This is a genomic window from Thermosynechococcus sp. PKX82, assembly GCF_031583255.1.
Classification (GTDB): Bacteria; Cyanobacteriota; Cyanobacteriia; order Thermosynechococcales; family Thermosynechococcaceae; genus Thermosynechococcus.
The window spans coordinates 584,205-601,103 of record NZ_CP134169.1 but is presented as its reverse complement, the minus strand read 5'-3'; the positions used below and the strand labels follow the sequence as shown (position 1 = coordinate 601,103).

Here is a 16,899-nt window from a genome sequence, read left to right as displayed (position 1 = left end):
GAATTGGACGCAAAGTAGTGACGTTTGGTCAGTGGATTGGCTTGCTGGTACTGGGGGTGTGTCTCTACATCCTCTGGGAAATTCGCCAAGTGTTACTCTTGGTCTTTTTGGCGGTGGTCTTGGCAACGGCACTCAACTGGCTGCAATTGCGACTCCAGAGCTGGGGACTACAACGAGGCCGGGCGATCGCCATCAGTATTAGCTTGACTTTCCTGATCATCTTTGGTTTCTTTTGGATGATCATTCCCCCCTTTTTGCAGGAAGCGCAGCAACTGGGTGTATTGATTCCCAAGGGGTTAGGACGGGTGGAAGCATGGCTGGATGAGATGGCTTACCTTTTGCCAAGTAGCAGCTTTGATGATACCCCTGTCATTAATCGGCTGATTACCCAGTTAGAGCCATTCCTTGAGCAAATCTTTAATAACTTCCTTGCCCTCTTTTCCAATACACTGGCAGTCTTACTAAATACGCTGTTGGTCTTGGTGCTGACGGTGATGCTAGTGATTGATCCTCAGTCCTACCGTTGGGGATTCATTCGCCTCTTTCCAGCGTTTTATCGGTCTCGCATTGACACGATTCTCACCGAAAGTGAACAGGCGCTCTTGGCATGGCTGGCGGGCACAGGCTTGAATATGCTGGTCATTGGTGTGGTCAGTGGCATTGCTCTTGCGCTACTGGGGGTGCGGTTGGTCTTGGCCAATGCTTTCCTGGCCGGTCTGCTGGAGGCGATTCCCAATATTGGCCCTGCCCTGAGTGTGATTCCGCCGATGATCATTGCTTTTATTGACAATCCGTGGCGGGCGGTGGCCGTTCTCATTGCCTACATTGTGATTCAACAGTTGGAGCAATACCTGCTGGTGCCCGTCGTCATGGCCAAACAGGTGGCTCTACTGCCCGCTGTGACGCTGGTGTCACAAATTGTTTTTGCCATTTTCTTTGGCTTTCTGGGCTTACTGCTGGCACTGCCTCTGGTGATTGTGGGTCAAATTTGGTTTACAGAAATTGTGCTCAAGGACATTCTCGATCGCTGGCAGCCCAGCCCGCCACCTGCAGGGTCAAATCCACCAATTTTGCCGCTGCCCCCGCCGCCCCCACCTGCTGCCGCAAATCCTGCCGCATCTGATGCAATTTCTGAGGATGGCTCAATAGAGACTTAATCTGATCAGCAACCACCGCCGGCTCAATCGGACCCACCAGTTCTGGTACAATTTCTTTGCCTGCCCAGATATTCGGCCACGCCTTGTAGCCGAGACCCTGTTTCACTAAGTCCCAATCCATCTCTGGCGATCGCCACAACTGCCAAAATCGCCGCCAGCCCAATCCCTTGGCCACCAGTGCCCAAAACACCAATGCCGTCCACTGTCGCCCGATCGCTGGCAAGCCCACCAGCAACCCGGCTAACCCATCCCAAGGGTGTGCCCGCTGTACCCGCAGTTGTTGGGCCGGCAAAAGAACAATCATCGGCACATTCAAGGCGGCCAGTTCAGCGGTATTGGCGCCAACGGTCGTCACACAGAGGGCAACCTGCCGCAGCAGGGGATAGTTGGGTAACTGCTGCCAGAGATAGACCTTCGTACCCCTCGGCGTCTCCAGATAGGGTAGCCCCTCACTGGGTTGGATGAGTGTCGCCGTCGTGCCCTCAACGTGCTTGAGTTCGGGGTTAAAGCGGGGATCGGCGTAGCAACTGAGGGTCTTGAGCGTCAGGGTGGGTGCCACTGGAATCACACACTGAATCGGGGGATGAGCAGCAGCTAAATGGTCGGCGATCGCCAGCGAAAGGGGCACCCCCAGCTTGAGCTTATTGGGCTTGGAACCCACCATCAGACCCACAAGGGGAGCATCTGCAGCAACGCCTAACTGTTGGCGCACATCAGGCAGAGAATCGAGGGCAAGGGCTTGCACATCGGTCATCAGATCCCCCACCACCGCCACCTTAGCTCTTGTTTTGCCCACGGGGAGCGGACGCCGCAACCCAATGCCATCCACCCACCCTTGCCAGCGTGCCTGCCACTCACAGTAGAGCACACAGCGATAGCCCAGACGCTTGGCCAACAGCACCGCAAAGAGTTGATCGCCCCCCAAGAAGACCACAACCCCTTGGGCAAACCAATCCCAATTACTACGGGTGGTCTTTGTGCGCAGGAGGTGCCAGAACTCTGCCGCGGGCAGCACCCGATCCACCCCCGCATAGCGGCGCGCAATCCCCGCCTCCTGACCACTGGCATGGGGACAGGGAACAATGACCACTGAAACCCGCAGCCCCTCTCTGACCTGTTGCCGCAGCGTTGTTACAAAGGGATACACCCAAGTGGCCAGTTCACCGGGGCCATTGCTGACAACCACAATTTCAAGGGGAGATGTCATGGGTTATGTTCCCCTTGAATGCAAAATTGGCTGCCGTCAGTCTCCCTAAGACATTTCTTGAATAATGTAGTCAAAGTAGGGTGCCGCCACTTCAGCATCTTCAGTGCTGAGCAGTGCCAAGGAGGCGTCCTTGAGGCAACGAATGGCTTCTGCCATCCCTGTCATCGGCACACCAAGGGAGTTGTACATTTCCCGCACCCCAATAATACCCGTGCGCTCAATGGGGTCTTTGTCACCCGCGAGGATGCCATAGGTAATCAGGCGCATGTACCAGCCATAGTCACGCAGACAGAGGGCACGCTGTTTCTGGCCGTAGGCATTGCCCCCGGGTGAGATGAAGTCAGGCCGCTTCTGCCACAGTTGTTTGCTGGCTTGCTCAACAATGCGTTTCTCATTTTCGGCCAGTGTCGTGGCAATGCGGAGGCGTTGCTCACCCGTTTGGAAAAAGTCACTAATCGTCTGGAGTTCGCCCGTGGTGGGGTAGCGCAATTCATCGTCCGCTTTAAGAAGAACCTGACTAATGACACTCATATTGCTAACACCGCTTAATACATCCCTCATTTTAGAGGACGGCGACCCCTTGTTGACGCCACTCCTGATCAAAATCTCGACGGTTGATAGAGGAATTTAGCGGTGTCGATGGCAAACCACAGCAAGACAGCCCCCTAGAGCCAATCTGCTCCCTTGGTGATAGGATCAATGCGGTTTGCACTGGTTTTCGTTCACCTGTGATTGATCTCAAACAACTGCGAGAAAATCCCCAAGCCTTTGGCGATCGCCTGCGGCGGCGCGGCGGTGACTTTGACCTTGACCGCATTTTAGAGTTGGATGCGCAACAGCGTCAGCTGGAACAACAGCGATCGCACCTCCAAGCCCGCAGTAACGAAATTGGTGCCCTCGTTGGCAAAAAGATCAAGTCCGGCGTTGCCGCCACTGACCCCGAAATTCAAGCCCTCAAGGCTGAGGCCAACGAGCTCAAGCAGCAACTCAGTGATCTTGAACCCCAAGAACGGCAACTCAAGGAAGAATTGGAACGCCTGCTGCTAACGATTCCCAACCCCCCCAGTGAGACCACCCCCATTGGCCGCGATGAAACCGAAAACGTTGAGGTACGCCGCTGGGGTGAGGAGTATAAACCGAGCCAGCCTTGTCAGCCCCACTGGGACATTGCGACTCAATTGGGACTCTGGGATGTGGAGCGATCGGTGAAAGTAGCGCAGAGTCGCTTTGTTACCCTCTTGGGCATGGGGGCTGCCCTTGAGCGAGCCTTGATCCAATTCATGCTTGATACGCACCGCGATCGCGGCTATGTGGAGGTCTTGCCGCCGTTGCTAGTCAATAGTGTCTCGCTGACGGGAACGGGGCAGTTACCCAAGTTTGCTGAGGAAAGTTTTCGCTGTGCCGATGATGATCTCTGGCTGATTCCGACAGCGGAAGTGCCGGTGACGAATCTCTACCGCGATGAAATTTTAGCTGCCGATCAATTGCCCATTTACCACTGTGCCTACACCCCCTGTTTTCGCCGTGAAGCGGGGAGCTATGGCAAAGATACACGTGGCCTGATTCGCCTACACCAATTCAACAAAGTGGAGTTGGTCAAGTTTGTCCATCCGGACACTTCTGCCGCTGAACATGAAGCCCTTGTGGCCGATGCCGAGTATATTCTCCAAGCCCTGAAGTTGCCCTATCGAGTGATTGAACTGTGTACTGGCGATTTGGGCTTTGGCGCCATGAAGTGCTACGACTTAGAGGTGTGGCTGCCCGCTGCCGGCTGTTACCGCGAAATTTCCAGTTGCTCCAATTTTGGCGATTTCCAAGCGCGGCGTGCCAAGATTCGCTTCAAAGCTGCCAAGCAAAAAGGGACACAGTTTGTCCACACCCTCAATGGCTCTGGTCTAGCCGTTGGACGAACCATGGCAGCCATTCTCGAAAACTACCAACAACCCGATGGGACGGTGCGGGTACCAGCGGTGCTGCAACCTTACTTGAAGTGTAGCCACATTGGCGGGGCAAAATCGTGAACACCACCCTCGGGGCGATCGCCCAAGCTTTGGGGTTAGATACAACTCATCCAGATCTGCCAATCACAGGCATTTCCACTGACTCCCGCCAAATCGCAACTGGCAATCTCTTTGTTGCTCTGCGGGGGGAAACCTTTGATGGCCATCAATTTGTCGATCTGGCCGCCGCCGCCGGCGCGATCGCCCTAATTGTCGAGGTGCCGGTGTCTTCTGCTCTGCCGCAACTTCAGGTAGCCAATACCCTGAGTGCCTATCAACGCTTGGGACAGTGGTGGCGGCAGCAATGTCCAGCCAAAGTCATTGCCGTCACTGGCTCCGTGGGCAAAACCACCACCAAGGAAATGATTGCCGCTGTTCTGAGTCACTATGGCGCCGTCCTCAAAACCGAAGCCAACTTCAATAACGAGATTGGCGTGCCCAAAACCCTTTTACAACTGGAACCCCACCACCAATTTGCCGTGATTGAAATGGGGATGCGGGCGCGCGGTGAAATTGCCCTTTTGAGCCAGATTGCCCAACCGGATGTTGCCGTGATTACCAATGTGGGTACTGCCCATATTGGCCGCCTCGGTTCCCGCGAAGCCATTGCCCAAGCCAAATGCGAACTGCTTGCCGAAATGCCCCAAGGGGGAACAGCCGTGCTCAATGCCGATAGTCCCCTACTTTTGCCGACAGCGGCGCAGGTCTGGTCAGGGCCCACAATTACCTATGGCCTTGAGGGGGGCACCCTACGGGGAATCTATCAACCGCCCCAAACCCTCCACGTGGCTGGACGCACCTACACCGTTCCCCTTGCGGGGGCACACCATGCCTTGAACTTTCTGGCTGCCCTTGGGGTGCTGCAAGCCTTGGACTTAAAGAGCGATCGCCTACCCCGACAGTTGACGTTAGAATTGCCCAGTGGTCGGGGCGGTCGCTATCGCCTCGAACCCGATATTTGGCTACTGGATGAAACCTACAACGCGGGTCTGGAATCGATGGTCGCCGCCTTGCACCTGTTGCGATCGCTCCCCGGTCAGCGGCATCTGGCAGTTCTTGGCCCTATGCGGGAACTGGGGGACTTTGCGGTTGCCTTCCATGAGCAGGTGGGAGCCACGGTTGCCCAATTAGACCTCGATGGCCTTTTAATTCTCGATAAGGGCGATGAGGGAGCAGCTCTTGCGCGGGGGGCAGGGCGCGTTCCCAGTCAGCAATTTGCTTCCCATGAAGAATTGGTGGCCTATTTGCTGCAGCATTTACAGCCGGGCGATCGCCTCCTCTTTAAGGCCTCCCATGCCGTTGCCTTGGATCGCGTAGTGAATGAACTGCAGCAGCGCTGGCCAAAACTTCAGTCCGGTTGAGACTTGCCAAGAGCGGTGAACTACGCTACATTAAAAAATCGTCAATATTCCTCAGTAGCTCAGCGGTAGAGCGGTCGGCTGTTAACCGATTGGTCGCTGGTTCGAATCCAGCCTGGGGAGTTTAATAACTTGAGCCACGATAGCGACGGCGGCGCTGCCCATCATCCTCTCCCTTTGGGGTTGGAGCTGTGTCGGCTGCACTAATTTGGCGATCGTGACCCGCCCTAATAACCACAGGTATCGCCGGAAAGCGAGACTGTGCCACCTGACAAAAGCGGTAGGGATTGGTGACCATCATGCCCATATCTAACAGCAGCAATTGGGACAATGCTAGGCCAGCCGTCTCCATGCCCTCTAGCACAGTAAGGATGTCAGCATCAAGGTTTTCCCAGATGACCGTAAGGTTTTGACTGCTGAGGATGTTGTGCCAAATTTCTCCCTGCCGTTGGAGGGCTTGTGTCATGAGTATCGTTGTCATCAATGCCTAAATCCTTCGACGGTTGCGAGGGCGATCGCGATGTTAAAAAGACTTAACACTACAATGACAGCTTGGCGATCGCAGAGATGTTCATAGAGAACAGTCGCGCCAACTCTCCCTAGGGAACGGCTACCGTTTCCAACAATTCTGCCACACAGGCCCGCCCTGAGCGCCCTGCTGCTGTAATCAGACGATGAGCTAGAACATGGGGCGCCAATTGCTTGACATCATCGGGGAGGACATAGTCACGGCCATTGAGAAAGGCCAAGGCCTGAGCTGTGCGCTGGAGCATCACGGTACCGCGAGGACTCACCCCCAAGGTAATGCGATCGCTCTCGCGGCTCGCCCGCACAAGGGCAAGAATGTACTTTTGCAACACTGAATCTACCCGCACCTGTAGCACCTGCTGCCGCAACTGTTGGATCTCCGCCAAGCTGAGGCACGGTTCCAGTTGATTGACATCTAAGCCCCCCTGCACCCGTTGCAGCATTTGTAGTTCCTCTTCCTCGGTGGGGTAGCCCAAGCTAAAACACAGGGCAAAGCGATCCAACTGGGCTTCGGGCAGCGGAAAGGTGCCTTGGTATTCCACGGGGTTTTGGGTGGCAATGACAAAAAAGGGCCGGGGCAGGGGGTAGGTGACGCCATCAATGGTGACTTGGTACTCCTCCATGACCTCTAGGAGTGCCGATTGGGTGCGGGGTGTGGCGCGGTTAATTTCATCCGCCAGCAGGATATTGCAGAAGACAGGACCTGGGCGAAACTCAAACTCCGCTGTTTTGGGATTCCAGATATTGGTGCCCGATAAGTCCGTGGGTAGGAGATCGGGTGTGGCTTGGATGCGCTGAAAGGTACCCGCCAGCGATCGCGCCAAGGCCTTGGCCAAGAGGGTTTTTCCCACCCCCGGTACATCCTCCAGCAAAACGTGTCCCCCCGCCAGCAACCCCACTAACATGAGTTCAATGGCGGCTTCTTTGCCCACCATGACCTGTCCAAGGTTATTGACCAGTCGCTGTAGGGGTTCACGCATAGGAGACCACTCGTTCAAGAAGATCAGCCGCTACTTGGCAATCGGCAGCAATTTGCGCCTGTAGGGCAGCCAAACTGGGAAACCGTACCTCTGGGCGAATAAAGGCCTCTAAATGAAGTGTGATCTCTTGATTGTAAAGATTCCCCTGCCAGTTGAATAGATGCACCTCTGTGGTCACTTGCCGACCCGTCACCGTCGGTCGCATCCCAACATTCACCACCCCCAATTGCTCAGTCGCAAACGCTGCCCCCGTAACGCGGCAAGCATAAACGCCGTGGCGAGGCAATAATTTGTCTGGGGGGAGGGCTAGATTGGCGGTGGGAAATCCCAACTGCCGTCCCAACTGTTCCCCTTGAATCACGGTGCCGCTCAATTGGTAGGGGCGTCCCAAAAGCTCCCGTGCCAAGCCCACATCTCCCTCGGCGAGGGCGGCCCTTACTGCTGAGCTACTGACGCGATCGCTCCCCCGACAATAGGGGGGCACAATATGCACTGGAATACCAAAGGCAGCACAGAGGGTGCGCAAATCCGCCGCTGTCCCCGATCGCCCACGGCCAAAGCCAAAATTAAAACCCACACTCAATACCTTGGCCTGCAACTGCTGTACCAAAATCTGCTCAACAAACTCCAAGGGCGACAGTTGGGCAAGAGCATGGGTAAAGGGCAGGACAATCACCTGCTCAATGCCATAGTGGTTCAAAAGGGCACGTTTTTCCGCCTCTGGGGTCAGCAGCAGGCGCTCTTCTCCCGTAAAAAATGCCTGCGGGTGGGGCGAAAACGTAATCACTGACCGGTAACAGTCGGGAGGCGCTGCTTCAACAAGCGTACGGATAACCTCTTGGTGCCCGCGATGGACACCGTCAAAATTGCCAAGGGCGATCGCCGTAGGAGTTTGCAAGGGTAGGCCGCTATTCAATTGACACAGGAAACATTTTGACACATTTAACCGCGGCGCAACAGTCTGGGAAAGTTTTTATTAAGATTTTCTATTCACTTCATAGAAGGACTTCTCTTGAATCCTCTAAGAGGCCTATGCTAGGTTGAGTACCAATTTATCTTTTTTTGCCTCATCTGAGCGTTTGCGGCGTAGATCGGAGGAATTAACTAATAGGGAGCGCGTTCTCAACCGCGAAGGCAGACTAATAAATCCTCGTCCGGCAGCTAACCTTGTCGGGATTTAGTTGGAGACTGGCTGTTTTTCACAACTGCTCAGTGTTCCAAGGATGCAGTTTCGTGGTGTTGACTGAATTTTTGACTTTAGAACTCTTTTAGGAATCTCAATGCTGATTGAACACTGGCATGCATTCGCTGCTGGCACCATTTTTCTGGGGGTGATCCTGCTGATCATCACCGAGTGGATCAACATCACGGTTGCTGCCTTTTTGGGTGCGATTCTCCTTGTCTTTCTCAACATTATGACCCTTGGGGAGGCCATTAGCTACATTGGCCGCAGTCATGGCACCCTTGCCCTCTTTTTCGGCGTCATGGTTCTGGTGCGAGCCTTTGAACCCACTAAGGTGTTCGAGTATCTGGCCACCCAAATGGTTCTGCTTGCCCGCGGTCAGGGAAAACGCCTGCTGCTGGGGATCGTGGCTCTGACAACCCCCATCTGTGCCGTACTGCCCAATGCCACAACAGTGATGCTCCTTGCCCCCCTGTTGCCCCCCATGGCGGCTGAAGTGGGGGTGGACTTTGTCCCCCTGATTATCTTGATGGTGATTGTCTCCAATAGCGCTGGCTTGCTGACCCTTGTCGGGGATCCAGCGACTTATATTGTCGGGGATGCCATTAATCTCAGCTTTGCCGATTATCTCCTGCGTCTCAGCTTGGGGGGTGTACTGGCGATCGCTGTCATTGTTTTTTGTCTGCCGGTTCTCTTTCGCCGCATTTGGCGCAAAGAACTCAACTCCCTTGATCACTTGCCCCACCCCAAAATTAATCATCCCCGCACCCTAGCGGTGGGTTGTGTGATCATCGTCTTTGTCTTGACCTTCTTTGTTATTGGCGATGGCATGGTCGTCAAAGTGTCTCCCCCTGCGGTCGCTTTAATGGGGGCTGCCCTTGCACTCCTTTTATCCCATCAAAGCAAAATCGATACGGTGACCCACATTCTGCGGGATGTGGACTGGGCCACCCTGATCTTTTTTATGAGCATTTTTGTCTTGATCGGTGGCCTAGAAAAAACCGGCATCATTGGTCAACTCTCCCACCTCCTCGCCATTCTCATTGGCCAAAATATCTTTTTTGGCTCCCTGCTGCTCTTATTTGCGATTGGCATTCTCTCTAGCGTCATTTCCAATATCCCCCTTGTGGTGGCGATGGTGCCACTGCTGAAAAAATACCTTGTCGATGTGGGTCTAGCAGGTTCAGAAATTCTCCACCCTGGTTATGGGGGTGATTTGCCCCCCCAGGTGCTGCCCCTGTTCTATGCCATGATGCTAGGGGCAACGTTGGGCGGCAATGCCACGCTGGTGGGCGCCTCTGCCAACATTGTTGGTGCCGGGATTGCGGAACTCCATGGCCGCCGGATTAGCTTCAAAACCTTCCTGCGTTATGGGGTACCGATTACGGCCTTGCAGTTGGGGGTTTCAGCACTCTTTCTAACTGTGCGCTTTCTCATTTGGCGCTAAGGGTTTGATTCCTGTGATCACCACGTGGGATCTCGAAAGACATAGGCAGTAATCTGGGTACCATCCTCGCCATCGCCCGCAATCGTAGAAATACAGGCGCGAATTTCCTCGCCATCCTCCAATTCCAACGTACAGGCACCACAACTGCCCATGCAACAACCCGTGGGAATGTCGACCCCAGCGCGCGCTGCAACGCTCAGCCAACTTTCCCCCACTTCGGCCTCAACGGAAACCTGATCCGGCACAAAGGTGACCTTAATCATGGCCTGCCTCCATGATACGTTCCCATCAAATACAGTAACGCCATCCGTACCGCTACCCCACTGGTCACCTGCTGATTCACTAAACTAAACTGCGGATCATCCAGCAATGCCGAACTCAATTCCACGCCGCGATTCACCGGTCCCGGATGCAAAACCCGCACCTCCGGTCGGCATAGGCGCAGCCGTTCATGGGTGATACCAAACTGCTGATGGTACTCCCGCAAACTGGGAATCAGGTGCTGATCCATGCGTTCCCGTTGCAGGCGCAGCGTCATCACAATATCGGCATCAGCAAGGGCAGGTTCCAGTGTCCAGTGGAGCGTTGCTCCATAGTCTGCAAATTCTGGCGGCAAGAGGGTGGGGGGGCCGGCCAAGTGAACATCGGCACCAGCGGTCTTGAGGCTGTAGAGGTTCGATCGCGCCACACGGGAATGGCGAATATCCCCGACAATGGCAATTTTCTTCCCCTGCAACAGGGCACAGCGGGGCTGACGCGGATCGTAGAGTTGACAAAGGGTAAACAAATCTAGCAGGGCTTGGGAGGGATGCTCGTGCAAGCCATCACCGGCATTGAGAACCGCCACCTGACCGCCAAGGCGATCCATTTCCGCCGCAATCGTATGGGGCACCCCCGACTGCTGATGGCGAATCACCATGAACTCTGCCCCCATCGCCCACAGGGTCTTAGCGGTATCGAGGATCGTTTCCCCTTTACTCAGGGCCGAGGTACCGGGCGAAAAGTTGAGAATATCCGCAGAAAGACGTTTGGCCGCCAGTTCAAAGCTATTGCGGGTGCGCGTCGAGCTTTCAAAGAAAAGATTAGCAACCACCCGCGCTTGCAGGGTAGGGACTTTTTTGGTGCGACGATTCAGGACTTCCTGAAAACTGAGCGCTGTTTGCAGCACAATATCTAGCTCCGCCACCGTAAAGTCTTGCAGGGAGAGGACGTGGCGACGCTGCCATTGGAGGGGGGGAGTGAGGGTAGGCGTCATGGACAGGGGGTTAGGGTTTGAGCAAGATCAGCCGCTGTCAGTTGTTCGTAGTGTTCAAAGGGTTGATGGATCCACGGATTTTCCGGCAGGTAATGAACATAGTAGTCCGGACGAATACAAGAGGCCGCTTTGTACCAGAGAACGGCAGTGCGCACTTCCTCCACCGCAAAGCCATATTTGACCTCTAGCCAGCGCAGGGTTTTCTGCAAGGAAAGGCCAGAATCTACCAAATCATCCACTAAGAGGACATGACTGCCAAGGGTAGCGGTGGTCATGGTTAAATCTCGCGCAAAGGTGATGCGACCCCGCTCTTGGTTATTGACACCGCCATAGGAGGACACCGCCAGAATCGCGAGGGGTTGATTAAACAAGCGGCTAAGAATGTCCCCTACCCGCAGCCCCCCCTTGGCCAAGCAGAGGATTTGATTGAACTGCCATCCCGATTCATAGATAGCGATCGCCAACTGTTCAATGGTGCGATGATACTCGTCCCAATCCACGTACAGATCTGCCATGGTGCCTAGAAGCTGGCCTTGAACCAAGAAATAGGGATAAACAGCAGCTTGCGCCAATCAGAGACAAAAGCGCGCCGATTAAAGACATCGTAATCGTTGGCTTCGATGACATCAAGAATCTGGCGATAGAGCATCAATGCCGACCACACGGGCCAACGGGCATCCCGCTCTAGGTAAGCCACCCCCACTTCGGCTTCCCGATAAAATTGCCGTGCCCGCTGAATTTGAAAGCGCATCAATGCCCGCCAGCGATCGTCAATCACTCCCCGCTGCAAGTCTTCTGCGGTGTAGTTAAAGGCAGCCAAGTCCTCTAAGGGCAGATAAATCCGCCCCCGCCGCATATCTTCGCCCACATCCCGCAGGATATTGGTCAGTTGATTGGCAATGCCAAGGGCAATGGCTTGATCCTTGAGGGTACCTTTAGCCTGATAGGGATCCACCCAAGGGGAACACAGGCGATCGCTGTAGGGGTTTCCCCCCATCACCTCAAGGGACATGAGGCCGACGGTACCGGCCACGCGGTAGCAATAGAGTTCCAATTCAGCAAAGGTTTCATAGCGACTGCGGTGCAAGTCCATCCGCTGGCCAGCAATCATGTCCCGAAAGGGCTGGATGTCGAGGGGGTACTGTTCCAGCGTTGCCGTTAGAGCTAAATCCATGCCATCGTGGGGACGTCCAGCAAAAATATCCTCAAGGCGCGCTTCCCACTCATCAAGGGTGGCCATGGTTGTCGTTGCGGCTTGGGGGCCATCCACCAGTTCATCGGTGCGCCGACACCAGACGTAAATTGCCCAAATGGCGCGGCGCTTGGCGGGGGGCATCAACAGCGTGCCGAGGTAAAACGTCTTGGCATAGGCGGCAGTGACCTGACGACACAACTCGTAGGCCTCGTCGAGGGAAATCAGGGGAGGGACGTACTCGGCTCTAGGCAGTTGCAGCATTGGCGGCAGTTTGAATAGAGGTTTTAGGGGGCTGCGGGGCGTTGCTCTCTGCGAGCCGCTTCGCGATCGCCTGCGCTGTCAGCTTACCAGAAAGTACCGCACCTTCCATACTCCCTAGGTAGGGCTGCATCGTGTAGCTCCCCGCCAGGAAGAAGTTGGGAATGGGTGTGGCCTGATCCGGACGAAAGGCTTGGCGACCGGGGGTGGCTTTATAGACTGAGCGGGGGGTTTTCACCACCGCCGTTTTCAGCACTTTAGCAGGTTCCGGTAGGTGATTGGGGAAGAGTTTGGCCAGTTCCGCAAGGGTCGCCTCAACAATCTCCTCATCACTGCGGCCAATCCACTCCGCAGCAGGCGCCAATACTAGCTCTAGCATTGACTTGTCGGGATCGGCATAACCCTTGCAGGTTTCGCTCATATCGGCATAAACACTCAACAGGGGCGATCGCGAGAAGAGGAGATGATCCACTGTCGGCAATTTGCGATCAAACCAGATTTGGACGTTAATCACCGGGACGCCTTCGAGGCCATTGAGTTTCTGGAAAAAGGGTAGGTCTTGCCACGGCTTCGGCAGCAGCAGTTTAATGGCATCCACCGACATTGCTGAGACATAGGCATCCGCTGTGACTTCAAAGCGCTGTTGTCCCTCGCGATCGGCCATGACAAAGGACTGCACCGAGAGATCTTCATTGAGGACAATCTCCCGCAGAGCCACATTGGTGTGCACTTCACCGCCCCGCGCGGTCACATAATCCACAATGGGCTGACACAACCGTTCGGGGGGTGCCCCATCCAAGAAGGCAATTTTTGAGCCATAGCGTTCCCGCAGAAAGCGGTTCATCGCCGTCAGGGGAATCGTGGCCGAGACCTCATCGGGGTTCAGGAAGGTCAGTGCCTTTGAGGCCGCAATAAAAATGTCGGAGTTTACCCGCTCATCAATCCCTTGGCGTTGCAGCCATTCGAGGAGGGTGTACTTGTCCATTGCCTCGACGTATTTTTGGCCGCGCACGATCGCTGGCCACAGCCCCAAGGCAAAGCGGAATTTCTGCTCCCACGTCAGCATATCGTTGTTGCGCAAAATGGAGAGCAGTACATTAAAAGGCGCAGGAATATCGGGAACATCAAACCACGAGAGCACCCCCGGCTTTTCCGGTTGGTTAAAAATCAGGGCATGGCGTTTCCATTGCAGGCGATCGCTAATCCCCAATTCCGCTAGGAGTTGCAGCATATTGGGGTAGGCACCAAAAAAGGCGTGCAAGCCCGTTTCCACCCAATCCCCATCGGCATCCTGCCATGCCGCCACCAAGCCACCAAGGACATTGGCACGCTCAAACACCATGGGGGTATGTCCTGCATCCACTAGATACTTGGCGCAAGCTAAGCCCGCTAAGCCACCACCGGCAATTGCAACTCGCATGAATGACGCTACCCTAACTGACGAAGATGAACGCAACCCCCTAGGGGGACAAAAAGCTGTTCATATTATATTTACAAAACGTTACGGAGGCAGCCGCTTTAGGCTAATGTTGAGCCTGAATTTGCCAAATAGGCCGTACTTCCCATCGGACCAAGGTAGCGGCAGAGGTAGGGCGAAAAGACTTCATAAATCAGCGTAATGGGACGGCGATCGTGCCAAAAGAGATAATGCCGCCCCCAAAAAGGCCCCGCCTCGCCAAAGGCTGCCGCCAAGGTTTCAGAGTGCCCGAGATACACCGCCTGAATGTCGCGATAAAGCTCCACCTTGCGTTGGGCGAGGTTCGTCCAAATGGGCATGGCACGGTTTTGCAAATACTCATCCACATGGGCAGCTTCCCACCAAGAGGTGGCGTAGGCCAAACGTTGACCTGAAGCGGTGCGTAGCCACACTTGACGCCGCAGCCGCGGGCCGGGAATGAGTTGCAGTTGCGCCGGGGCGCGATCGCTGGCATGGCCAATGGCGGACATATCAATCACGTCCACTTCCGTGGTTTCACCCGTCAGCAGTTGCAAGTGGCGGGTGGGGGAGCCATCCCCAAGAATCAGGATTTGCCACGCCGGCGCTAAAAGATCATGAGGTAATCCTTGGGCGATCGCCGCCGCATCCCCCTGCCAAATGGGATCAAGGGCATACCAAGGGGTTGAGCAGGTGGAGGGCAACAGCGAAACAGTCAAGGACGGGACACAGTGCTTAACAAAACTTCGTCAATTGTAGCAAGGATTTTATCCGTCCTTCAGGATGGCACGAAGGACCCAGACCTAGAGTACAGTCGTAGTGAGCAGCAATCTTGGGGCAATCTCTATGGCAACCACCGCAGCATCTACCCTAGAACTGACACCGGAACAAACGGCCATTTGGATTAAGGGTCTCTTGAGCATTGCCGGCGCCGATGGTCACTTTGATCCCGAAGAGAAGCAACTGATTGCGAGCCTGATTCGCGAGGAAATTGCCCCAGAAATAGATCTTGAACATTTTGCTCCAGTCACTAATGAAGAACTGGTGGCCACCTTTGGCGGCGATCGCGCCCTTGCGGAAAATTTCGTGCGTACAGCCGTGATGGTGGCGCTTGCCAATGGCATTTACTCCCAACCAGAGGATGCCGAACTGCAACGCTTTTGCAACGCCTTGGGACTGGAAATTGCTGCCCTTGAGTCCCTGAAGCACACCCTTGATGGTCAGCACGAGAGCAATGAACAAACCCTGCGCCTATTGGATCCCGTGCGCCACTGGCTGGATGGTTTAGAGGTCAAAGATGCCAAGGTGGCTCGCTTTCTCTGCCGCCTGATTCCCCCTCAATGCCCCTTTGAGCGCGACATTACCCTTTTTGGTCGCAAGATTGTCCATATTCCCCCCCTCTGTAAACTCAATCCCCTTTATGATCAATTAGTGGGGTTGCGCTTCCGCTCGCTCAGCTATTTGGCCGACGAGTGTGGTGAAGATATTACCCCCTACTGTTAGATGGTGCTGACCCGTTTAGATGCCAAACCCAACCAAACCGAAAATTGCCTTTGCCCACCTTGGCTGTGATAAGAACCGCGTGGATACGGAGCACATGATTGGCCTGCTGGCGGCAGCGGGCTATGGGGTGGGTACCGATGAAACCGAAGCCGACTACGTTATTGTCAATACCTGTAGCTTTATCCAAGCCGCCCGCGAAGAGTCGGTGCGCACACTGGTAGAACTGGCAGAAGCCAATAAGAAGATTGTGATCACAGGCTGCTTAGCGCAGCATTTTCAAGGGGAACTCTTGGCGGAGCTTCCTGAGGCGGTGGCCGTCGTTGGCAGTGGCGATTACCAGCACATTGTTGAGGTGATTGAGCGGGTAGAAACGGGTGAGCGGGTGCAACAAATTAGTGCTGTGCCCACCTACATTGCCGATGAAACCGTTCCTCGCTACCGCACCACGCCGGAACCGGTGGCCTATCTGCGGATTGCTGAGGGCTGTGACTATCGCTGTGCCTTTTGTATCATTCCCCATCTGCGGGGCAACCAGCGATCGCGCTCCATTGAATCCATTGTTAAGGAAGCCCATCAACTCGCCAGCGAGGGCGTCCAAGAAATCATTATTGTTTCGCAAATTACCACCAACTATGGCATTGATCTCTATGGTCAACCCCAACTCGCGGCGCTGATCCGTGCCCTTGGGGAGGTGGATGTACCTTGGATTCGGTTGCATTACGCCTATCCTACGGGGCTAACGCCTGAGGTGATTGCAGCGATACGAGAAACCCCCAATATCTTGCCCTATCTGGATTTGCCGTTGCAACATTCCCACCCAGAGGTGCTGCGGGCGATGAATCGGCCTTGGCAAGCGGGGGTGAACGATCGCCTGATTGAACGGCTACGGCAGGACTTACCCGAAGCAGTGATGCGCACGACCTTTATTGTCGGCTTTCCGGGGGAAACCGAGAGCCACTTTGAGCATCTCTGCCAGTTTGTGCAGCGCCATGAATTTGACCATGTGGGGGTCTTTGCCTACTCCGCCGAGGAAGGGACTGCCGCCTATGATCTGCCGGATCAGGTTCCAGAGGAAATCAAAATGGCGCGGCGCGATCGCCTGATGCAACTGCAACAACCCATTGCCCAGCGCAAAAATGCTGCTGAAGTGGGCAAAACCGTACCTGTGCTCATTGAGCAGGAAAACCCACAAACTGGGGAATTGATTGGACGATCGCCCCGATTTGCCCCCGATGTTGATGGTGTGGTCTATGTGAAGGGAAGAGCCACCTTGGGCACAATTGTCCCCGTGAAGATTACTGCTGCTGATATTTACGACCTGTACGGCATCATCCCTGCCTAAGTACGGTTTTACTCCTAGGCAGATTGGAATTATTGGGGCTATGGTCAAGGC

At 54.9% G+C, this 16,899-nt stretch carries 16 protein-coding genes and 1 tRNA gene; 7 read left to right on the top strand and 10 right to left on the bottom strand.

Annotated features, from left to right (window positions below; genetic code table 11):
* The first annotated feature begins 17 nt into the window (after positions 1 to 17).
* Positions 18 to 1,157, top strand: a complete 1,140-nt coding sequence (locus tag RHH53_RS02830; RefSeq protein WP_399373157.1) for an AI-2E family transporter — start codon at positions 18 to 20, stop codon at positions 1,155 to 1,157.
* Between the two features lie 1,252 nt (positions 1,158 to 2,409).
* Here the strand turns inward: RHH53_RS02830 and apcD are convergent.
* Positions 2,410 to 2,895 (bottom strand): allophycocyanin subunit alpha-B, encoded by a 486-nt coding sequence (gene apcD, locus RHH53_RS02820; protein WP_190278062.1) that lies wholly within the window; start codon positions 2,893 to 2,895, stop codon positions 2,410 to 2,412.
* Positions 2,896 to 3,092: 197 nt separating this feature from the next.
* Here apcD and serS point away from each other — a divergent pair, with 197 nt between their 5' ends.
* From serS to RHH53_RS02805, 3 genes are all read left to right on the top strand, one after another.
* Positions 3,093 to 4,385 (top strand): serine--tRNA ligase, encoded by a 1,293-nt coding sequence (serS, locus tag RHH53_RS02815; RefSeq protein ID WP_310744064.1) that lies wholly within the window; start codon positions 3,093 to 3,095, stop codon positions 4,383 to 4,385.
* On the top strand, positions 4,382 to 5,725 hold the full coding sequence (murF, locus tag RHH53_RS02810) for a UDP-N-acetylmuramoyl-tripeptide--D-alanyl-D-alanine ligase (protein WP_310744063.1): 1,344 nt from the start codon (positions 4,382 to 4,384) through the stop codon (positions 5,723 to 5,725). Before serS ends, murF begins: the two co-directional genes overlap by 4 nt.
* A 48-nt stretch (positions 5,726 to 5,773) precedes the next feature.
* A tRNA-Asn gene (locus RHH53_RS02805) sits at positions 5,774 to 5,845 on the top strand.
* A gap of 1 nt (position 5,846) precedes the next feature.
* Here the strand turns inward: RHH53_RS02805 and RHH53_RS02800 are convergent.
* The 3 genes from RHH53_RS02800 to RHH53_RS02790 form a co-directional block, all read right to left on the bottom strand.
* A complete protein-coding gene (locus RHH53_RS02800; RefSeq protein ID WP_310744062.1) occupies positions 5,847 to 6,203 on the bottom strand; it encodes a hypothetical protein in 357 nt (118 codons plus the stop codon).
* A gap of 118 nt (positions 6,204 to 6,321) precedes the next feature.
* The gene (locus tag RHH53_RS02795) at positions 6,322 to 7,230 is read right to left on the bottom strand and encodes a MoxR family ATPase (protein WP_310453238.1); all 909 of its coding nucleotides are present in this window, start codon (positions 7,228 to 7,230) and stop codon (positions 6,322 to 6,324) included.
* On the bottom strand, positions 7,223 to 8,128 hold the full coding sequence (locus RHH53_RS02790; RefSeq protein WP_310437985.1) for a bifunctional riboflavin kinase/FAD synthetase: 906 nt from the start codon (positions 8,126 to 8,128) through the stop codon (positions 7,223 to 7,225). The genes RHH53_RS02795 and RHH53_RS02790 overlap by 8 nt, the downstream gene beginning before the upstream one ends.
* A 382-nt stretch (positions 8,129 to 8,510) precedes the next feature.
* Here RHH53_RS02790 and RHH53_RS02785 point away from each other — a divergent pair, with 382 nt between their 5' ends.
* Positions 8,511 to 9,860: an ArsB/NhaD family transporter gene (locus tag RHH53_RS02785; RefSeq protein ID WP_302678786.1), complete on the top strand. Its 1,350-nt coding sequence runs from the start codon at positions 8,511 to 8,513 to the stop codon at positions 9,858 to 9,860.
* Between the two features lie 17 nt (positions 9,861 to 9,877).
* Here RHH53_RS02785 and RHH53_RS02780 read toward each other — a convergent pair whose 3' ends face one another.
* The 6 genes from RHH53_RS02780 to RHH53_RS02755 all read right to left on the bottom strand — a co-directional run bounded on the left by RHH53_RS02780 (position 9,878) and on the right by RHH53_RS02755 (position 14,722).
* Positions 9,878 to 10,123: a 2Fe-2S iron-sulfur cluster binding domain-containing protein gene (locus tag RHH53_RS02780; RefSeq protein WP_302677281.1), complete on the bottom strand. Its 246-nt coding sequence runs from the start codon at positions 10,121 to 10,123 to the stop codon at positions 9,878 to 9,880.
* A complete protein-coding gene (locus RHH53_RS02775; RefSeq protein WP_310453237.1) occupies positions 10,120 to 11,115 on the bottom strand; it encodes an aspartate carbamoyltransferase catalytic subunit in 996 nt (331 codons plus the stop codon). Before RHH53_RS02775 ends, RHH53_RS02780 begins: the two co-directional genes overlap by 4 nt.
* On the bottom strand, positions 11,112 to 11,630 hold the full coding sequence (locus tag RHH53_RS02770) for a phosphoribosyltransferase (RefSeq protein ID WP_206200966.1): 519 nt from the start codon (positions 11,628 to 11,630) through the stop codon (positions 11,112 to 11,114). Before RHH53_RS02770 ends, RHH53_RS02775 begins: the two co-directional genes overlap by 4 nt.
* A 5-nt stretch (positions 11,631 to 11,635) precedes the next feature.
* Positions 11,636 to 12,571, bottom strand: a complete 936-nt coding sequence (locus RHH53_RS02765; protein ID WP_206200965.1) for a phytoene synthase — start codon at positions 12,569 to 12,571, stop codon at positions 11,636 to 11,638.
* The gene (pds, locus tag RHH53_RS02760) at positions 12,555 to 13,988 is read right to left on the bottom strand and encodes a 15-cis-phytoene desaturase (protein WP_302678785.1); all 1,434 of its coding nucleotides are present in this window, start codon (positions 13,986 to 13,988) and stop codon (positions 12,555 to 12,557) included. Before pds ends, RHH53_RS02765 begins: the two co-directional genes overlap by 17 nt.
* Positions 13,989 to 14,086: 98 nt before the next feature.
* Positions 14,087 to 14,722 carry a chorismate lyase gene (locus tag RHH53_RS02755; RefSeq protein ID WP_302678784.1) on the bottom strand — a complete coding sequence of 212 codons (636 nt, stop codon included), beginning with the start codon at positions 14,720 to 14,722 and terminating at the stop codon, positions 14,087 to 14,089.
* A 127-nt stretch (positions 14,723 to 14,849) separates the two neighbouring features.
* Here RHH53_RS02755 and RHH53_RS02750 point away from each other — a divergent pair, with 127 nt between their 5' ends.
* Both RHH53_RS02750 and rimO read left to right on the top strand, forming a co-directional pair.
* The gene (locus tag RHH53_RS02750) at positions 14,850 to 15,506 is read left to right on the top strand and encodes a Mo-dependent nitrogenase C-terminal domain-containing protein (protein ID WP_310453236.1); all 657 of its coding nucleotides are present in this window, start codon (positions 14,850 to 14,852) and stop codon (positions 15,504 to 15,506) included.
* A 19-nt stretch (positions 15,507 to 15,525) separates the two neighbouring features.
* Positions 15,526 to 16,848, top strand: coding sequence for a 30S ribosomal protein S12 methylthiotransferase RimO (rimO, locus tag RHH53_RS02745; protein WP_310744061.1), 1,323 nt, complete (start codon positions 15,526 to 15,528; stop codon positions 16,846 to 16,848).
* The last annotated feature ends 51 nt before the right edge of the window (positions 16,849 to 16,899 follow it).